The sequence below is a fragment of the Draconibacterium mangrovi genome (assembly GCF_010586825.1).
Classification (GTDB): Bacteria; Bacteroidota; Bacteroidia; order Bacteroidales; family Prolixibacteraceae; genus Draconibacterium; species Draconibacterium mangrovi.
Genome location: NZ_JAAAGB010000005.1, coordinates 270,192 through 290,770, shown reverse-complemented (window position 1 = coordinate 290,770; position 20,579 = coordinate 270,192). Strand labels below are relative to the sequence as shown.

At 40.3% G+C, this 20,579-nt stretch carries 8 protein-coding genes; all 8 read right to left on the bottom strand.

Going from position 1 to position 20,579, the window contains the following annotated elements:
* Positions 1–15 precede the first annotated feature (15 nt).
* The 8 genes from G4420_RS14620 to G4420_RS14585 all read right to left on the bottom strand — a co-directional run bounded on the left by G4420_RS14620 (position 16) and on the right by G4420_RS14585 (position 19,997).
* Complete coding sequence (locus tag G4420_RS14620; protein ID WP_163324676.1) at positions 16–2,265, bottom strand: S9 family peptidase; 2,250 nt, start codon at positions 2,263–2,265, stop codon at positions 16–18.
* A gap of 43 nt (positions 2,266–2,308) precedes the next feature.
* Complete coding sequence (locus tag G4420_RS14615) at positions 2,309–4,951, bottom strand: fibronectin type III domain-containing protein (protein WP_163324675.1); 2,643 nt, start codon at positions 4,949–4,951, stop codon at positions 2,309–2,311.
* A gap of 199 nt (positions 4,952–5,150) precedes the next feature.
* Positions 5,151–7,859: a DUF5695 domain-containing protein gene (locus G4420_RS14610; protein WP_163324674.1), complete on the bottom strand. Its 2,709-nt coding sequence runs from the start codon at positions 7,857–7,859 to the stop codon at positions 5,151–5,153.
* Positions 7,860–8,307: 448 nt separating this feature from the next.
* Complete coding sequence (locus G4420_RS14605; RefSeq protein ID WP_163324673.1) at positions 8,308–9,741, bottom strand: DUF1735 domain-containing protein; 1,434 nt, start codon at positions 9,739–9,741, stop codon at positions 8,308–8,310.
* Between the two features lie 38 nt (positions 9,742–9,779).
* A complete protein-coding gene (locus G4420_RS14600; protein ID WP_163324672.1) occupies positions 9,780–11,957 on the bottom strand; it encodes a RagB/SusD family nutrient uptake outer membrane protein in 2,178 nt (725 codons plus the stop codon).
* Positions 11,958–11,974: 17 nt separating this feature from the next.
* Positions 11,975–14,998 (bottom strand): SusC/RagA family TonB-linked outer membrane protein, encoded by a 3,024-nt coding sequence (locus G4420_RS14595; RefSeq protein ID WP_163324671.1) that lies wholly within the window; start codon positions 14,996–14,998, stop codon positions 11,975–11,977.
* A gap of 70 nt (positions 14,999–15,068) precedes the next feature.
* On the bottom strand, positions 15,069–16,814 hold the full coding sequence (locus G4420_RS14590; protein WP_163324670.1) for a RagB/SusD family nutrient uptake outer membrane protein: 1,746 nt from the start codon (positions 16,812–16,814) through the stop codon (positions 15,069–15,071).
* Positions 16,815–16,832: 18 nt separating this feature from the next.
* Complete coding sequence (locus G4420_RS14585) at positions 16,833–19,997, bottom strand: SusC/RagA family TonB-linked outer membrane protein (protein ID WP_163324668.1); 3,165 nt, start codon at positions 19,995–19,997, stop codon at positions 16,833–16,835.
* Positions 19,998–20,579 lie beyond the last annotated feature (582 nt).

Genomic DNA, 20,579 nt, shown 5'->3' with positions numbered 1-20,579 from the left:
AGTTTTTATAATTTGCTAATTTGATTTTACAGCATTCCAATCAGGTGTTTCTTCTTTTAGAAAATTACGGATGAAGAAATCGCGGCGCTTTTGCTCACCATACGTTCCTCCAAGTGTGTGGTTTACTCCAGGCAGCACCACCAGTTCAAAGTCTTTGTTAGCTTTTATCAATGCATCTGCAACCTGCATAGTTGATGCCGGATCAACATTATCATCCATTTCGCCAACAATCAGCATCAGTTCACCCTGCAGTTTATCGGCATTTTCCACGTTCGAACATTCGGCATATTCCGGCCCGATCGGGTAGCCCATCCATTGTTCGTTCCACCAGATTTTGTCCATACGGTTATCGTGGCATCCACACGAGGAAACGCCGGCTTTGTAAAACTCAGGATGAAATAACAGTCCGGCCAAAGTACTTTGTCCACCGGCTGATCCGCCAAACAAACCAACACGGGTAGTATCCATATAACTGTATTTTTCTGCCGCGGCTTTTATCCATAAAATACGATCGGGGAAACCGGCATCTTTCAGGTTTTTCCAGCATACATCCTGGAATGCTTTCGAACGGTTCGATGTTCCCATTCCGTCCATCTGCACAATGATAAAACCTAACTCGGCAAGGCTTGAGAAAGCATAACTAACCGGGCTAAAACTTTTTTGAACAAACGAATCGTGCGGACCGGCATAAATGTATTCGATAATCGGGTAATTCTTGTTTTTGTCGAAATTGGTTGGGCGGTAGATATTTCCCCAAATGTCGGTTTTCGCATCGCGGCCTTTTGCCACGAACGGCTCGGGAGCAATCCATCCTTTTTCCTTCAAGTCTGAAATATCGGTTTTTTCCAACTCAACCATCACTTTACCATCAGCAGAACTGCGAACTACTGTAAATGGTGGCGTTTCAACTGTTGAATAAGTATCCGTAAAATAGCTCATATCTTTTGAGAACGACACGTCGTGGTTCATTTTTTCCGGCGTTAGATCAGTTAAGCCGCTACCATCAAAATTTATTTTGTAGCAATGCAGATAATACGGATCTTCATCCGCGTTTTTGCCCGATCCGTTAAAGAATATTGTGCGATTTTTCTCGTCAACTTTTACTACATCCCGAACTACCCACTCTCCTTTTGTAATCTGATTTTTCACTACTCCTGTTTTAGAATCGATCAAATACAGGTGATTCCAGCCATCACGCTCCGACGCCCAGATAATTTCATTCGTTTCTTCCAGATCGTAACGGTAATGTTTTCCGCTGTAATCGATAAATGTCGTGCTTTGTTCGTCGATTAAAACCTGAACATCGCCGCTTTCGCCATCCACTTCAACCACTTTGTAAGCCTGATGGCCACGTTGGTTAAATTCAAAAGTAAATACTGAAGCATCTTCTTTCCACCTTGGGTTGGTGAGGTTAAACTGATGTTCAAAAGCCTTGGTATTTACCGAGATCTGCTTTTTGCTTTCCACATCGAACAAAGCAGGATGTTTTATTGGCATAGCATCGCCCGGCTTGCGGTAATCGCGTTTATGCAAAATAGGCTGCAACTGGTCTTTTGGCGACGATTCAACAAAAAAGATCTCACGCTTTTCAGCATCTCGTACCTTGTTTACCGCCAGCTTTTTCGAGTCGGGCGACCACGAAAAAGACGACGAATAAAAATCTCCGGGTGCTCCGTCATAACTTAAGCGGAACTCCTTATTGGTTTTGTTGTCTTTTATAAAAACGTTCTCCTCCCTTATAAAAGCCGACCATTTCCCATCAGGAGATGGCATCGGATCGTTTCTTTTTTCATCGAAATAATCCCCCCAGTAACGATCCCTTTTTCGCTCCTTTTCAACCGAGTCTTTTTTTAACTCATATTTTTTCAGCTCACAAGTCCAGTAAGCCTTTTTGAAATTAAAATGAATTGTCTTTTTATCTGCATCAAATTTCAGATCGTGCAAAACCAGGTCGTTCGCAGAGATATCTTTCTCCAGCTGCTGATTCAAAACATCAACCAGCTTATCGGTATCAAAAGCAATTTTTTTCGATCCTTTTTGCGCATCCACCAGCTGATACTTCATACCATCGCGTGTTTTTAGACGATACCAGAATACGACCGAAGAATCGACCCAGGTAATTTCGGTAACCTGGTTGTAAACCAACTCACTAAGTTTCATTACTGAATCAGCTTTTGCATAATCTTCTTTAGTGATTTGTGCAATAATGTTATTGCCTGAAGATGCAAGCAGTAACATTATCATAAGGGAAAAAAATTTCTTCATTATCATATTTCAAGTTTACACACAATCATTGTTTTCGGTATTTCTATTTCACCAAAAACTGATGTGTGTCGTTTATTTCTCCGGTTCTTACACTTACAAAGTAGATACCTGATTTTAAGTGACCATCCAACGGAATATCAAAGCGATCTGTATCAATTCCCTGCTGAGCATACAGAACAGTACCCCTTGCATCAATAATCCTAACTTCTTTTTTATCAAATATTTGATCTCCAAACTCAATCTTTAACACATCACTGCTATCTATCGGATTTGGATAAACAATTGATGAACTTTCTTTTTCACCAACAGAAAAATCTATTGCGCCGGTAGTTACATTTGAACCATAAAGCGGGCCTTCAGTTGGAAATGGTTCTACTGGATCAGGAACGTTTATAATAGAAGTAGAGTAATCGTACCATTTTTGATACACACTGGCTTTCCCTTCAATTCCGTCTACCAATTGTAAACGATAATCAAAATGCGCCTTACGTGTTTCTTCGCCTTCGTAAACATAGTCGGTGTTACAAATTACAGCAATTACAACACCATTTGCAGGTGCTTTGTCTAACTTTAATTTACACGATCCGCTTGATACCGGCTTACTGTAAACAGGCGTACCATCGGTGGCACGATAAGCTAACTGGCAGGTCATATTTTTACCCTTTGGTATAAAGTTCACTTCAACTTCGGCTCCCGAAACCAAAAGTGGAATCTGGTTGGCTCCCGACCATCCCGGCGTGGTTCGAGGTTCAGGAGTTAATATTCTATTTTCAGTATCCAACATCCATGTTTTTGTGTATGGACTAACTTTCCATGGGGTGCAATCAATCCAGTTTGGTTCCCACTCTGCACCAATTGTCCCGTTGAAATTATCATCAATCAGTTTCTTAACCGCTCCACTCCATTCTTTCATATCCAGCAATGCTTGTTTGGCACGGTATTCCATAATCAGTCGTCGGATTTGAGTTTCACCGAGACCTGCTTCCATTCCTTCCAAAACACGTTCCGGACAGTTTTGCCATATCCATGCTATACTACCCGTACCTAAAACTTGGCCAAGAAAGGTTGGGAATGTATTTCCGTATTGAGTTCCGCCCAGCAAATTTCTCCAAGTACAAATCTGCTGTCCATCTTTACTCATGTTTACTCCTTCGGCGCTTGGACCGCCAAAACTTCCGTCCTGCAACCAACCTGTGTAGCATTCAATAGGCATAAAAGGAGCGATATATGGTCCGGCATTCAGAAATCCCATAGAGTTATAGCTTTGAGATTTCCGGGCTTCCATTTCCTGCTGCAGCCAGGTATTTCCTCCTTCATGAAACCATGCAGCTTGTTTACAACCGGGCAAATCGGCAAGAATTGCATGTATTCCTTCATGAATCATTGCACCTGTCTGGAACCCTTTTTCAGGATAAGGACAATCAGGATCGAAAGAATAAACAGGAAAATAAGATGCAAGCACCATTGGCCAGTTTTCATTCTGATAGTTTATGCTTCCCATCCAACCACCAAGAGCTGTGGTACCTGCATCGTCAGTACATAATCCTGATCCAAAAAGATAAATGGCACTGCGATATCCATTTCGTGCTCTTTTATCGGGAGGCCATCCCATTTCATCCCTGAAATAAGCAAAATCCTCATTGAAACGTTCCAACATAGGCGTGATAGCTGCCTCAGTTATTTCGCTGCGGGCATTAGGTCCCCATTTAAATGTCCACCATCCTGAAGACTGTGTTCCCACAACCTCCGGGCAGTCATCCAAATCTTTGGTTGGCATCTCCAAATCCGGATATTCATCTCTGAAGTTGTAATCCAGCGTAGGATCATAAGCAGGCCAGTTATATGGTTCAGCAGCAAACTGATCATCACCAACAAAGGTCCATATACCGCTGCTATTTCTCGAAATGTTGCCTGCAGCATCGGCAGCCTGAATAGTTACAAAGAAGTGAGTATTTGGGCTTAAATTATCTAAGGTTACCGTATTATCGGAGACAATTTTATAAACCGAATCGTTAACCAATACATTATATGCGGAAACAGCAAGATCGTCAGCCGATGGATCCCATTCGATACTAACCGACGATTCCGTTCTTTGAACTATTTGCGGAGTTCCCGGTGCTTCAGGAGCAATAATGTCCGTACTTCCCGAAAGATTTGTTCCCCACACGCGAAACTCAAGAATACCTGTCGACTCCGAATAGTTTTTCATCCTCACACGAATTCCTGAAGTAGTTATTTTACCTAAGTTTGCTTTATTAAATTGATCTTTTTCACAAGGCACATCAACAACTTTCTCCCATGTTGAATTTTCGGTATTATAATTTTCGGTGTAAGCTTCGTCGGGAATTAAAATGCCACCACCATCATCCAACCAATAGATTTCAACCGAATTAGCAATAAAAGACTGATCCCAGCTATACTGCACCCATTGGTATGAATCAGGGTTATTCCAGTTTCCGTATGCTGTGTTTGTCTTATCACCCGAGTTTGCAGGTGTAAATCCATCGTTTATTGCTCCAAGGTTTTCCCAACCCGAAACATATGATGTACTTGGTGTAGCTATTAATGCAATATTTATGCTATCGTCCTCCGATTCATTATTAGCACCAAAGGCGAAAGTATGAAGCTGAAAAACGCTTATTAGAAGCAACAGAAGGGGGAGTCTTAAACGGTTGATTCTTTTCATAATGATTGTTTATTTTTCAATAGAGAAGAAATTTTTGTGCTTCCGTCTCACTTACCATCTGATGAAATACCAACAGAAAGGTTATCTGCATCCCGGTATTCCATCAAATGGTTTTGTTTTAATTACTTCGTTTGTTCGATCAAGATTGTGGTTACCAATGATAACTACATCTTATCGTTTTATTCATCTTCAATAAATATTAATTCATCACCAATTTTACCACTTCATTTTTAAGTGGAATTACATACTGTCCACGCTCATTTTTCTCAAGGCCGTCAACTGTGCTTACCATCGCTTCCTCGTCGAATGATTTGATTCGCAAATAAGCTATAGGTGTATATTCGTTGGCTTCTTCTAATTCAACTTCAACTTTTCCTGTATTCTGATTGTAAGAAAAGGCTTTAAATTTCCCAGCATCAAGAGTTAACCACATTTTTAAGGGAGCTACATAAACACGTGACTTGGCAGCTGTTGTTAAATCAACTTTAATCACATCGCCATCTTCTGTAACATTCCCACCAAAAGCTAACCAACCAAATTCATCGTTGTGCATTAAATAAGTCGAAGTATTTACTGCATATCCATAGTAACCAGTTCCATAGTCACCCGAAATACCATCGTTTTTTAAAGTTGACGGGAACGAGTGAAATGCTGCAGGAGCGAAACCATCATGAGTAATATTAGCGATCGATCCCATTAAACCACCGTAACCAACACGTAGTAAGTACAGATCATCGGGATGTTCTTTGTATTCGTATAAAACAGGAATGGCATTGAGTGCCGAACCGTAGTGGTGAATCTGACGCTCAACACGCGACAGTTTACCTCCGTATAGGAAATCCCAATAACGACGCGCATTACCGTTGTATGCCCAGTGAGGGATAGTTGGCATGTAAGCCAAAATTGCTTTCAATGTAGTTTCAGCTTTTTCTCCGTAACCAAAGTATCGCGACCACATGTAAACTTCTTCCTGCCCGGTTGAATCCCATGGCATTTCACTTCCGAACGGATAATTTAACGAAGCCCAGTGATCGGCACGGCGTTTCATCATTCCTTCCAGTTTACGGGCGTATTCCCATAATCCTTCTGCTTTCAAATCATCCAAAATGTGCACGAAAACGCTACCTTCCATTTGGCCGAATTGAGCGTAATATGGAGCTAACTCCATCATTGCCATTGAAGTCTGGTAAGCACTCATCAGGTACCAATCCCAGGTTTGTTGCGATACCAGCCCTTCATAATTTCGGGCCAAACGATACATTACCCAGTGTGCAGCAGCAACGTGCGGATAATTGTACGAACGTTCAACAGTTTCGGCGTGTTTTTTATCCCAGGCAGCCCAGGTGTTGTAATTTACATCTTTGCTATATGTTCCGGCAGGCATTGAATCCGGCTCGTAGTAGTACATACTTTTACGAACACCATATTTTTCATGTCCTTCGTTGTATTGAATCCCACCCCAGATTGTTTTCTGTACGAAGTCTTCCAACATCGCCACCTCTCTTTTATCGGGTTGGATCAATTGTTTCATAATGGCATTTAACCAGGCTCCGGCACCCCCTTCGTCGCTTAGGCCACAAATCCAGGCACGGCTGTCTTCTGTTACCAGCTTTTGCTCTTCGTAATCATAAGTAATTACCGACGGACCGCGATCGAAAAGATCATTTTCGTCATCAAACCACTGTTTCGTCATCAGAAAGTTTCCGTTGTCGGCAACTACCTGCTCTTCAGGTTTAATAACTTTGTAGTTAATGGTTTGAGTCAAACCGTCTTTGTATGTGATGGTTAAACGTGCTCTTCCCCACTCTTTTGCGGCAACTGCATATTTTACCCAACCATTTTCTGTTGTTTCCAGTTTTTTCAGTTCCAGCGCACCTTCAGGTTCAACCTGTATGCTTTTAATTTTTTGGCTGTACTTTACAAACAAGTCGGCATTTACATCTTCCGGCACAACGTATCCCGGTACACCAAATGCAACCGGACGATCGTTTTCGATCAGTGCAGGTTCAATGTTTTTAATTGCATCAGTAAGTACAAACTGTACACCGTAACTAACCGATTTTCCTGGTTTTAATATTTTTGATGATGGGGTGTTCCATGGAGTAGCTTCTTTCCACTCGTTTTCAGCGTATGCTTTTGTTAACGGCATCCACTCGTGGAAACCTTCGAATGTAATTCCTCGTCGTGTTGGATCGTCCAACAGTGGATTCCACGCTTCAAAAGGAGTATTCTCCAAAGGCAATACCAGTAAAACCGGGCCACTACCTTTTAAACGAATTACCTGCAAATAACCGGCATCCATACCAATGTAAGGATCGTAGAAAACGTTTTCGGCATGTGCTTCGTCCAATGTTTTTCTGTCGTGGTTATTATTGAAAATCAACGGAATTCCCAGCGCACCAATCTCCACAGCTTCTGATGAAGTGTTTTTGATTTCGAAACGCAAGGCAAGATGTCCGTCTTTCTTTTCCCAGTAACGAAGCACTTGTACAGGGCTGTTTTCCAGAACTCCGCTAAGATCAGAAACAGCCAGTTGGCTATCGTCTTTTGGTTCTACGGTTGTAACACTTTTGCGTGATGCAGCAGATGAGAACGAAGTCCAGTCGCTGTCACCTTCCGATTTTACACGGAAGTTAATATCGCCTAGGTGATAAAAACCTGCTTTATTTCTTTTAGCTAAAAGTTCGCCCGGAGTAAAATCAAACTCAGGCTCCGATAACGGGTGTAAACCGGCAACAGTATGCGATGATTTTAATATTTCGATATTGAAATCGGGTGTAGAAAATTCGAGTGAACCTTCCTTTATGTCTATCGAATCAGAGGAAGCAACTAAAGATGATGCAAATGCTCCCGCATTCATCGTAAGGCTCCAACACAGCAGAAAGAAAAGAATATTCTTTGGTTTCATTTAATGTCTTTTTAATTAATTTTATAATCAACCTCAGGAAATTATTAATTGCATTTTTTGTTTGATTCCTTCGGTTTTTGAAAAAGCTTTATTTCTATCGGTTACAAACCATTCGCTTTTTCTACTCTAATATATTTACATTTTTACAATCAATGGGCTACAATAGCCTTATTATCTTTAGCTTGTACCAGCAGCGTAATTATTAATTAACTTACTAACTGATTCACTTTATCGCCTGTTCAAAACGTCATTTATTGAATCGTGGCTTATACTAATGCTTGTGCGATTTTTCAAAAAGTTCCCTGACGAATATTTCTCTATTACAATAATTCAAGGCTCTCTTAATATCTCCCCACACTTTTGATTATGCAATAATCGTTTTTCTTTTGATCTAAAAAAAATAACAGAGAGTAAGCAAGAAACTTACTCTCCGTCTTATTGTTCTAAATTATCTTCTCCATTCGTTTACACCATCACGCACTCTGTTTCTCCATACCAATTTTGAAGAAACATTTGTGTAATGCTCTTTACCTACATAATTTACACGGTAGTTGAGAGAAACTGTGCTGGTTTCAGGATCATAGCCGCTACCTTCCGTTATAGTAAGTGTTTCAATTGGTTCCTGTTCATATCCAGCCAGTTTACCTTTTGTACCCCAAACTTTCCATTCATGAATACCCTGTGATTCCACAGCAATAAAGTGTAAACGGATTTTGTTTGTAATTACAGTGGTAAATGTTGTTTCGTTGAATTGATCTTTTTCATTTCCGAAGCCAGGATTATCTCCTGAAAATAAGGTCCTGTTCCCGTAATCTGAGGCAGAAATACTTTCGCCGTTAACAACCGGATCAGGAAGCAAAGTCCATTCACCAGTTTCTGGATCCATATACTCAATGTATGAGTTATAAGGAATCAAGATACCACCATTATCAGTCCACCAGTACACTTCTGACTTTGTAATGTTGTAATACTGTGGAAAATCATACTGAACCCAGTTCCAGGTTTCGGCATTTGGCCAGTTACCATATGCACCGCCTTCACTTTTTGTTTCAGAATTTGCAGGATCCTGTCCATCGTTAATACCATTCAAATTCTCCCACGATGAAACAGAAGATGTTGATGGAGTACTTGCCAAAGCAACATTCTCTTCAACAACCTCTTCTTCCTCTTTTGGAAGGTACTCGATGTACAACGAGTTATCAGGATTGATTAACAATTTGGCCATGTAATCTTCTCCAACTCCATCAATAAGACCATTAATTACAATAGTATCAAGATTAAAGGTTGTGCCTGTAATTACATTCTCAACCTCACCAGAGTTCAACTCTTCGCCAGTTTCACCGGACGTAACAAATGTTCCGGTATTATCATAATACCCCTCGTAGTGATTTATATATTTTATCGCAACAATTTTGGTACTCTGAGTTTGCAGAATTGAATCTTCAGAAGTCTGAAGCAACCGGATTGGTAAAGCTAATTTATAATCCGTTGTTCTCGAATCGTTCAAAAAAGCAACAGAATCAAGCGTAATTGTAACTCTTCCTGTAAATTCGCCAGGTTTAATTACGAATTTGCTATTATCGCTTAACTGATAATACGAAGAAGGCAAAAGTTCGTAAGAGGTACCTTCTAAAAGGCTCTCATCTATTTCGTATTCTACCCATCTTTCCTGATCATTTTCAAGAACTCCGGCCAAATACACTCCCATTTCAAGACTTAATCCTTCGCCTTTTACAACAGTACGACCCAATACTCCGGGAACATCCACTCCTCCAGTAGCATCAGAAAAAGCAACCGTTGAATATGGATAATCAAGTCTGTAGTCGTCATAACATCCAGACAAGAGACCGACCAACATTAATATTAAAATTATATTTCTCATAGTAACTGATTTTACGTTATTAGATATAAAGCTAACTGCTACCATCCACTGTTTTGTTTAAGATTACTCATAATAAGCGTTTGAGTGTATGGCACAGGAATATACCTCATATAATCCTGGTAAGTGTGATTCTCAACAGTTCGGTATTCGTAATTGAAATTTGCAGGACTTGTTTGAACACCCAAAACCTGCCATTCGATTATACCACATGATTCGACATTATTTTTAAAGTTAATTCGAATACTACTTGTTGACACAGGATCGAAAGTGGTTTCGTTCCACTGGTCGAGTGCGTTCCCGTAAGCATCTACATTCTCAACTTCTTCCCAGGTTGATGTATTATCATCCCAGTACTGAATGTATATACTGTCAGGAGCCAAAAGACCACCTCCATCAGCAAACCAATAAATATTGGATTGATCGACGGTATGATTAGTGCTGGTTCCAGTTGCTGTAAGATATTCCGGGAAATTGTACTGTACATATCTCCATTCTCCTCCACTGTACCAGTTACCGTAAATACCACGGTCATGGTCAGTTGAAGAAGCCGGATTATCATATCCGTTGTTGATTGAATTTAAATCTTCCCAACCAGAAACATAGTCAGTTGAAGGAACTGAAGCCAAAGCTACATTAAATGGTTCCTGTTCTAACTGCTCGTTAGAAACTGTAATACGAACACCACTTACTGAATGGTTCAATGGTTCGTTCCATCTGCGAATATCCCAGAAACGGTGCCCTTCGAAACATAGTTCTATGCGTCGCTCGTTTTTAATCAACTCTCTAAATGCATCTTTACCAGCTGCCGCTTGTGCCTCAAGGTATGCATCATCATAACTTGCAGAAGACAGATCAGAATCGATTCCGGCACGCTCTCTGATTTTCTGCATTGCTTCCAAAGCAGAGAAACCAAGCGTTGCATCGGTTGGTCCGTAGGCCTCATTAGCTGCTTCAGCAAAGTTCAGATACAATTCAGTTTTGTTAAAGAAAACGTAGAAGTGAACATCAGAAGTAACATCACCTGGTGTAAGGCGAACGTTTCTACTCATTAACTTTTTCATGTAATAACCGGTGCGTGTACCATCCTGGCTTAATCCACCCGGAGCATCGGCACCACCTTCTACAGTTTTAATGTAGGTTGAGTTATACAGATCCTGATTAAAGAATATAAATCTTTCGAACCTACCGTCGCGATTCTTGTATGGAATCCCACTTTTGTATACACTACTTTCAGCAATCGGGTAACCGTCTTTTGCCGGAAAGGCATCAACAAGCTCCTGCGATGGATTACAAAGTCCTGTACCATAAAGCGATGGTGGATAAAAAGGACTTTCCCAAATACCATTAGCCGTTGGGGAAATCCAGATATTGTCGAAACTGGTGGCATTGTTAAAGTTACCATACTGAATCAAATCAGTTAATCCCCCTGCTGCTTCAATGGCTTCGGCAGCCGCATTTGCAGCGCGTTCCCATTTTGATTGTTCAGCGCCTGAATAAGCCGGACTAGCTGCATATAAAAACATGCGGGCTTTTAAAGCCTTTGCTGCTAATGCTGAAGCTCTTCCCCTGTTTACCAAACCTGTTAACTCATCATCTCCATTTAAATAATCATTAGGTAAAAGCGCTATCGCCTCATCGCAATCGCTCGTAATTTGTTCAACACATTCTTCGTAGGTATTACGAGGAATATCGAGTTCTTCGTCCTGCCCAAGGACATGAGTTACAATAGGAAAACCAAGTGCCTCGGTTTCACCATTTGCATAACCGCCATAGTCCCGTAATAATTTCCACTGGTACCATGCACGAAGGAAGTAAGCTTCTCCGGTACGTTGTATCGCAATAAGCGAATCCTTCTGTGGGTCAGAAATTTTATAAGGCATACCCTCAGCATTCTCGAGGAATAAATTCAGGTAACGAATGTTTTCGTAACATTCATCCCATTCACCAATCTGATTATTCTGTACCGTCCACGAACCAAGAGCCAGGGTATTCAATCCTGTTCTGTTGGGCACCGCATTATCGGTATAGAAATCATTTGCTATGGGATAACCCGCTTCCAGATCGTAGTATGCTTTGGTTAAAATACCCTCTCCATAGGTAGCATGGCTCCACAAGTCTTCTGTAGTTTGATCCTGGATTGGTCTTGGATCAAGAAAATCACAAGATGTAAAGCCAAAGACTACAATTAATAATATAATAAATTCTGTTCGTTTCATACGTGAAATTTTAACAATTAAAACTTACATGCTAACCCAAAGGCAATGGTCCTCATCATCGGATAAGTGTATGATCCTGCCAGGGTATTTTCCGGATTAATGCCATATTTACTATACTCTGATAGTGTAAACAGGTTTTTTCCTTGTGCGAACACTTTCAGATTACTCATCAGGAATTTCTGAGAAATTCTACGAGGCAGGGTATAACTTAGCTCTACATTTTTCATGGTGAAATAAGCTCCGTTTCTTAACCAGAAAGATGACATTTGATTGCTGTTATCTGATTGAAATGATAAACGTGGATAGTCATTTGTTTCCGGCCAGCGATCCATCATTGGTTCTGTAAAGTTTGCAGTAGATGAAAGCATCATCTCATAATTGGAAACTGTATACTTTCCATCGGCTCTACCTGTTCCAATTATGCTTACCCCTATTCCTTTGTATTTCAGGTTCAAATTAAGTCCGTAGTAAATGCGTGGAGTATGTTCTCCCAAGTCGTGAACATCTTTCTCGTCAACTACCTTGTCGTTGTTATAATCAACATATCTGATATCTCCCGGTTGAAGAGCTCCCCAACTTTGAGAAATTCCACGTTCTGCAATTTCAGCTTCCGATTGAAACAAACCATCAGCCTGGTAACCAAAAATGTTATCGATTTGTGTTCCGGCTCTTTTACGGTATTCTTCCAATGCAACAGGTTCATCGATTGTAATAACTTTTCCTCTGTTGTATGTGGCATTAGCACCAATGGAATATTCCAGCTCTCCAACTTTATTGGTATACTGTACAAGTCCGTCCAATCCCCAATATTGATTCTCGCCGTAATTTGTAGCAGGTAAGAAATCATATCCACCGTATAACGAAGGTGTTTCGTATTGTTTCAAAGAGAAAAGATCGCTTTCGTTACGGTTGTAGTAATTTAACTCAACTGCCAGGGAGTTGTTAAACAAGCTACTCTGAACTCCCACATTAATGAATCGTAATGTAGGAAGTTCGAAACTCTCGCTACCGGCCTGCATAATGTTATAAACATTAACCGAACCACCTTTATTACCATCAATACCAGGTTGCCAATCGCTAACGTCCTGCCACAAAGTTTCGAATAAGTAGTACGAGTTAAATCCGGCCAAACCAACATACTCAATTCCAGTGTATCCGGCCGATGCATATAGTTTCAAATAATTTAAAGCTTTACTGTCGGCCATAAAATCTTCGTTACTAATAACCCATCCGGCACCAACTGTAGGATAAAGATTAAAGCGGTCGTTCTTTTGCAGGAACATACTTCCCGAGTAACTCATATCTACTTGAGCAACATATTTATTATCGTAAGCATAATTTGCTCTGAACGACAGATCTTGTCTTTTTAATGGCTGGTAATTTGGATTTACATTCCTTACTTCTTCCATTAATTGCAAGTAAGAAGTATTAACAGTTAAGGCATGTTTATCGAATGTTCTGTCGTAGGTAACAAGCCCATTACCGGTAGTTCTTCGCATGTAACTGTTATCACCACTCCATAAACTCGGAACAACTTCACGCTCAACAATTCTTTCAGTTGCAATTTCATCGCCATTAAAATTAAGACGATAAAGAGCTTCTGTTCCTCCTTTGTTGTTTGTAATTGAGTTATAAACATCAAATGCAGCAGAACCTTTAAATGTTAATCCTTCAAGAACACTACCAAGATCGATAATCAGGTCAGCACCGTTCTGAGTATTTAGCGATACATTTTCGGCATAACCACCGTAAACCAACTCGTTGGTTAAGTTTACCGGATAATTATCGCTGATAATGTATTTGTCATCGTACATAATTGGATGTGCATTCGACGGATAGGTTGCAGTATAACCAATTAAATCAAAAGGATCAGAACCATCATAGGCATTGGCATATTTGTTTTTGCCGTATACAGCCGACAGGTGAACGTTCATTTTCATCCAATCATTCAACTTAATATCAACATTCCCCCTGATTTTGTAGCGGTTGTATTTCATATCCTGACCAACAGCTTCCAATCCATCAGTACCAACATAGTCTAACATCGAGTAGTAGCTTACTTTCTGGTCGCCACCACTAAAGTTAACGTTCGCCTTTCGGTACATTGTTTGTTTTTTAAGGTACTCGTCCTGGTAATCAATGTTTGGATATCTGACAGGATCAGAGTTATTCTGGTATGCATTAAGCGCTTCCTGCGAATAAAGTGGATTTAATCCGTCGTTTTGGCGCGCCTCATTATGCAATGTTGCATAATCGTATGCATCAAGATAATGAGGTAAACTTTCAGGAGAGCTCACACCAAAACTAGCCATGGCATTAATCTCTCTTTTGTAAGACTTACCTGTTTTAGTGGTAATATAAATTACCGGGTTGGTAGCACTTATTCCTAACATGGCACGGCCACTTAAATCGCGAATAATATGCACTTTGTCTACCTCTTCAATTGCCAAATCAGTTGCATCGCGCAAAATACCATCGATATAAGTTACAGCGCTTACTCCGCGGATACTAACTCCCACTGATTCATATCCCGGCATAGAATTGCCAGTCGAAACGATCATTCCGGGAACTCTACCGCTTAAAGCTTCAAGAAAGTTTGCTGTTGGGTATGCTTTCAGTTCTTCGCCGGTAATAACAGTTGTTGCCGATACCGAACGATTGGATAACATGTCCTGATAAGGAAAATTAAGCACCTTATCTCCCGAATAAATATTCTCTTTTGTAAGTACCAAAGAACTATTTTCAAGCTCTCCGTTTTCAATTTCTGTGGTTAATGGTTTATAGCCACTTTCAGTTACAGTCAGATGCTCTTGTGTAGCAGCTGCAATATTGATTGTAAAACTACCATCTTCGTTAGTAACAGCCTTATCCCTTGCAATAAACGAAGACACCACTGCATCGGCAACCGGTACATTATCGCTATCAACAAGAATTGCTGTAATTTCTTTTGTAGGCACCTTTTCCTCCTGTGCATTTGTGTTTAAACCAATCAGGATGATGGTGACCAAGATCAAAAGTCTATTTATATATTTTTCTTTCATATCAAATACTCTTTTTTAACTGAATCCTGTATCTCTTTCGTAATGATTTTGTACACAATTCAGATTGTTTCTACCATCCGGGATTTTGTTTAAACTCATCAAACATTAAAGCATCTTCCAGCGGAATAGGCCACTTATAATGTTTTTGTGCAAAAGTTAAGCTGAAGAATGGTTCTGAAGAACGAGTAATTTTATACCCTGTAGGACTTCCGCCATCTTCTTCAAAATTGTCAGCATACAGGTTGCGGTGTTCTGCTTTATGTGCATCTCCCCATCTTGAAAGATCAAAAAATCTCTTTCCTTCAAGGTAAAGTTCAACAGCACGTTCGTTCTTAATACGTTCGCGGAAGGCTTCCTTGCTTGTTAGGTATTGTGCATTAATAGGAGGCATTCCTACCCTTGCACGAACAATATTTACCGCTTCAACTGCTGAAATATCGGCTCCTGAAATAGAATGGTTTGGACCACCAATTTCGTTAGCTGCCTCAGCATATTGTAAATACATTTCTGCTAAACGGAAATAAATTACGTGAGTAAAAGGAGAAGAAGTTCCCGACCACTGGTCAACGTTTTTAGCCCAGAATTTACGTGCCAGATAACCAGAGAATGAGTTGTGCTCAGCATTTTTACGCTCGGCACCACCGTTAAACAATTCCATGTAACGATCGGTTTGACTTGTCCATCGCTCTCCGTTAAACAAGATAGAATGGTAAAAGCGGGGATCACGTTTTACATAAGGGTCCTGATCGTCGAAATCAGGATCATCTTCAATGGCCAACCCTTTATCGGTTTCAAACTTATCTACAATATTGGCCGACGGGCTGAATCCCTGTATTACACCACCACCACTAAGGCTAGGCACTGTAAATACAGTCCACATTCCGTTACCACTCCAACTTGCACCATAGAATTCCCAAATAATCTCGTCGTTAAAAGGCTGATACATAAAAATGCTATCGAAACCACTTACGTATTCTATAGTTTTAATTCCTGATGGAGTTGTGTATGATACCTGATCTTGTCCGTTGCAAGGCAACAGGTTATAGCGCCCTGTTGATTGTGCCATATTAATTACATCCCATGCACTACTTGCGGCGGCTTCCCATTTTGAATTATCATTTTCAGGATTGTTGCTTGGGCTGGCGTCAAACAAATATGTTGACGCTTTTAATGCCATTGCCGCTCCCACTGTTGGGCGTCCAGTATTGGCATCGTCCCATCTTGATGGTAATAACATTACAGCAGTATCACAATCGGCAGCAATTTCCAAAGCCGTTTCGTGATACGATAAACGCTCCAACGCAAAGTTATCGCTACCACTAAAAACATTCTTAATGTAAGGCATGCCTCCCTGGCGTTTCAAAAACTCGTAATAATACCAGGCTCTCATAAAATGTGCCTGACCTTTTAGTTGATTGATCTGATTCTGAGTAGCATTTCCCTCAAGCATATGAAGGTTTTGCAGTACTATATTTGCAATTCGTACACTTTGCCATGCATTCCAAACACCGTAAAACTGTAGTGCTTGTCCGGTTTTGTACGAGCGAATCCAGTCACCGCTTTGAGCAACCGGCATTGTTTCCCAACCAGGTCCTAAGTGTCCTTCGTCGCACAATGCCGCGATATAGGTGTAATCACCGTCTGACAAATAATTATTCAAATCTTTGTACATACGGTCTTCAAAGTTTCTGAACTTCAAGTAGTCTGTAAAAACATCTTCTTCCTGCAGTCCATCCGAATCTTCAACCTTGTCAAGATATTCCTCGCAGCCAAACAAGGCTATTGCAGTAAATAATATTAATAATATCTTTTTCATATGTTTCTATTTTCACAATTAAAATGTCACATTCAACTCCAGCGTATATCTTCTCGTTTGCGGATATGCACCAAAATCTACTCCGTAGTTATAGCCTTCCGGATCTCCCCCCCAACTTCTTTTCTTCCAGGTTAAAAGGTTTGTTCCGATAAGCGACAGACTCATTCGTTGTACACCGATTTCTTTTAATGCCGGAATATCAAGGTTATAGCCTAAACGGGCATTTCTTAAACGAAGATACTGACCATCAATCATAGAGAAGTTACTGATTTGGTAGTTGTACTGGTCAGCAGCAGCGTAGTGCACTGCAGGGAATTCAGGATTGGTATTCGTAGGTGTCCAGTGATTTTCGTGAGCGGTGTAAGCGTTGCTTTCGTTATCCGAGAAAGGATATAAGTAGAACATACCCCCCTGACGCATTGGACTCTGTACCGGACCAATTCCATATATGGTAGCATCGACATACCATTTTTTAAATGTTGCTCCAAGTTTTACATTAAAGGTCAGGTTTGGAACTGTAGGATCCTTTGCAACAACGTAATCCTGTGCATCAATAGCACCATCTCCATTAAAATCGAGGAACTTGAAGTCCCCAACAATTGGAGAACCTCCTGTTGCTGTTGGAAATAAAAACAATTCGTCGAAATTTTGGTAAAAACCGGCATCAACTAAACCAGATCCCGGAGTATAAGTACCCAGACGACGCGCTATATCAACAGGTTTTCCTTCGGCTTTTATGTTGAATGGGTTTTTATCCGGCTCATCGTAGAATACTACACGGTTTTCAGACATTGCAACATTTGCATCAAGATAAAGCCCCAAACCATTTCCTAACTGTTTGTTAACTGATAGATCGATCTCGATACCGTGGCTCTTTGTTTCACCAAGGTTACCTCTAATTTCAGTTACCCCTACATAGGTTGGAACCGACATACGTTGTTGCAACATATTTTTACGTTGCTCATTAAAGAGGTCTACATTTAATGTGATTTGGCTATTAAACATTCCCAGTTCGAAACCAAGGTTTTGTTTGATTGCCTCTTCCCATGTTGCATTGGTTACAGGAATATTCCCTTCCTGAATGTATGGATAACCCTGCATTGGGTAACCAAATCCAATACTTCCGTCGGCATCAGAATACTCTGAGATATATAACCATCGGCCAATACCGGCATCGCTACCAACTTTACCCCAGGAATACTTCAGCTTTAAGGTATTAAATATATGAGTAATTGGTGTAAAGAATTCTTCTTTCGAAATCATCCAACCTCCTGCAAACGCAGGAAAAGTTCCGAAACGTAAACCCGGTGCAAATTTTTCTGATCCGGTATGAGCAACACTTGCTTCAAAAAAGTATCTTTCGTCGTAGTTATAAGTACCACGACCAACCCAGTTTTCTTCGTAATGCGGGAAGTCGGCAATTCCTCGTGACTGACGGCGGCTAAAAACACCAACTGCACCTACATTATGTTTTTCAAACTGACGGCCATACATCAGCTGAGCTTCATAATAGTGTGCACGCCCAACTTGCCACAAATCATCGTTGTTAGTTACCGTTAAAGGTGGCTGCGGTGTATCGAAATCTTCTGCCCCCCAGGCATCGTAACGTCCCCACTGGGTTGTCTCCGGATCGAGATAATATCCATAATATGGTTCATAAAAGTAGGTCTTACTGTATATCGCCTGACTGTTGTACGAATACATTCCAGAAAACGAAAGTCCTTCAGTAATAAAATCAAGCTTCTGTGTTAATCGAAGATCCGAATTAATTTCGTTTGCTTTTCTACGTAAAAAACCACGTCCACCCAGCCAGTGTAGTTTTACTTCACCTTTTGAAGGATTTATAAAAGGCCTGTCGCCTGTTTGATTGTATGGAATAACATTGTCAGGATACTGATCGAGAATACCATCAGGATAAAATGGCAAGTTGGTAGGGCTCTCATACCAGATCATTTGGGTAAATGTATCTTCTGGTTTATTCCAAACTTTAATGTTACCACCTAAATTAACAGAAAGTTTTGTTGTTCTTGTTATATTAAAATCAAGGTTGTTTCTGAAATTATAACGTCGGTGCCAGTAGTGTGCATTTTTCTTGTCGTAATCGTAAGGGAACTTATTTCCGACTGAGAAAATATCTCCTTCTTCCAGATAACCTAACGATACAAAATACTGGACGAAGTTGTTACCTCCCCTTGCGTTCAGGTTATAGCTTTGGTCGTAACCTGGCTCAAACAAGTAATCCATCCAGTCGAAATCAGGATAAAGGTAAGGTAGGTCCTGATTTTTATAATGTTGAAGTGCTTCATCAGAAATTAACATATCCCACATTCCATCATTTCGGTAGGCTTCATTTCTGAGCATCATCGTTTCGTAAGAGTTCATGTACTCTGGCAAAATTGCTGCCGTTTTCATTGTCCAGTTGGCACTAAAGTCGAGTTCAACTGCACCGGCTCTACCTCTTTTAGTGTTAACAATAATTACTCCGTTAGCTCCTTTTACCCCATAAACAGCGGTTGCCGAAGCATCTTTCAAAATAGAAATCGAAGCAATCTCGTTTGGATCAATATTCGAGAAACTACGCTCAACACCATCCACAATTACCAGAGGATTGTTATTTCCCATTGAGGCAGTACCACGAATCGCCATTTGAATAGGCGATGCAGCGTAATATCCACCAATAGCTTCCTCTCCGGGAGTTGGATCGGTCATAATAACAGTTAAACCAGGTAAGCTTCCCTGCAGCGTATTCTCAATACTACCTCCCATTTTAATAGATTTCAACTTTTCTCCTGAAACCTGGGAGATGGCACCTACTACCGATTCTTTTTTCTGGACACCATAGGCAACTACCATTACCTCATCCAGGCTCTTAACATCGGAACTCAATGCCACTTTTAAAGATTCCTGATCTTCTATTTCAATCTCCTGAGGAGTAAAACCGATAAAAGAAAAACGTAAAACGTCTCCCTTACTTACACTGATGGTGAATTTCCCATCAAAATCGGTAGTAGTTCCTTCAGTTGTTCCTACTTTTAAAATGGTTACGCCGGGAATTGGCTCTCCCTGCTCGTCGTAAACCATTCCTGTTATACCCCTTTCCTGTGCTTCTGCCAGAAAAGGTATGAAAGTCATACATATAACATAAAACAGTAATCGAATTTTCACAATAGATTTGGATTTCATTTACATCACTTTTTAAATTCGTTTTAGTGTTAGAATTAATTTACCTCTCTTTAATCGTCTTATTGAATTTGGAATAAGACTTTGTTTTTTCGAGGAAGTCTTCCAGAGGTCTCGGGATTATCATTATTCTACAGTTTGGTTTTTCCCATAAGCACATATTTTTGGTCTATTTAAGTATTAAATCCGGAACTGATAAATGCCGGATCGGTTGAATTCTGATAATGTTGCTGCGTTCTTTTGGCAATTTGCTCTGTAATTAATTTCTCCGTTGAAACAGATATTAAAAACAGGTCTAAAGAACAATCTGAATTAGAATTAATTTTTTCATAAGCATTTTTATTTAGCGTTTTAGTTTACCCTTTTCCATTTCCTGCACAATAGTACTTTCCGGGAAAAGAGATCATACGCAATTAAACAGCAATTGACAATTATCACCATAACAGATGTCCTCAAAACTATCACAAATGTAAATATCGCCCATACAGCGCTGATTACCTACAACTTACATACACATCTAATGTATTCTGCAAGAATTAATAAGTACAGTTAATGGCTTAAAAAAGACAATAAGAATAGTTACGA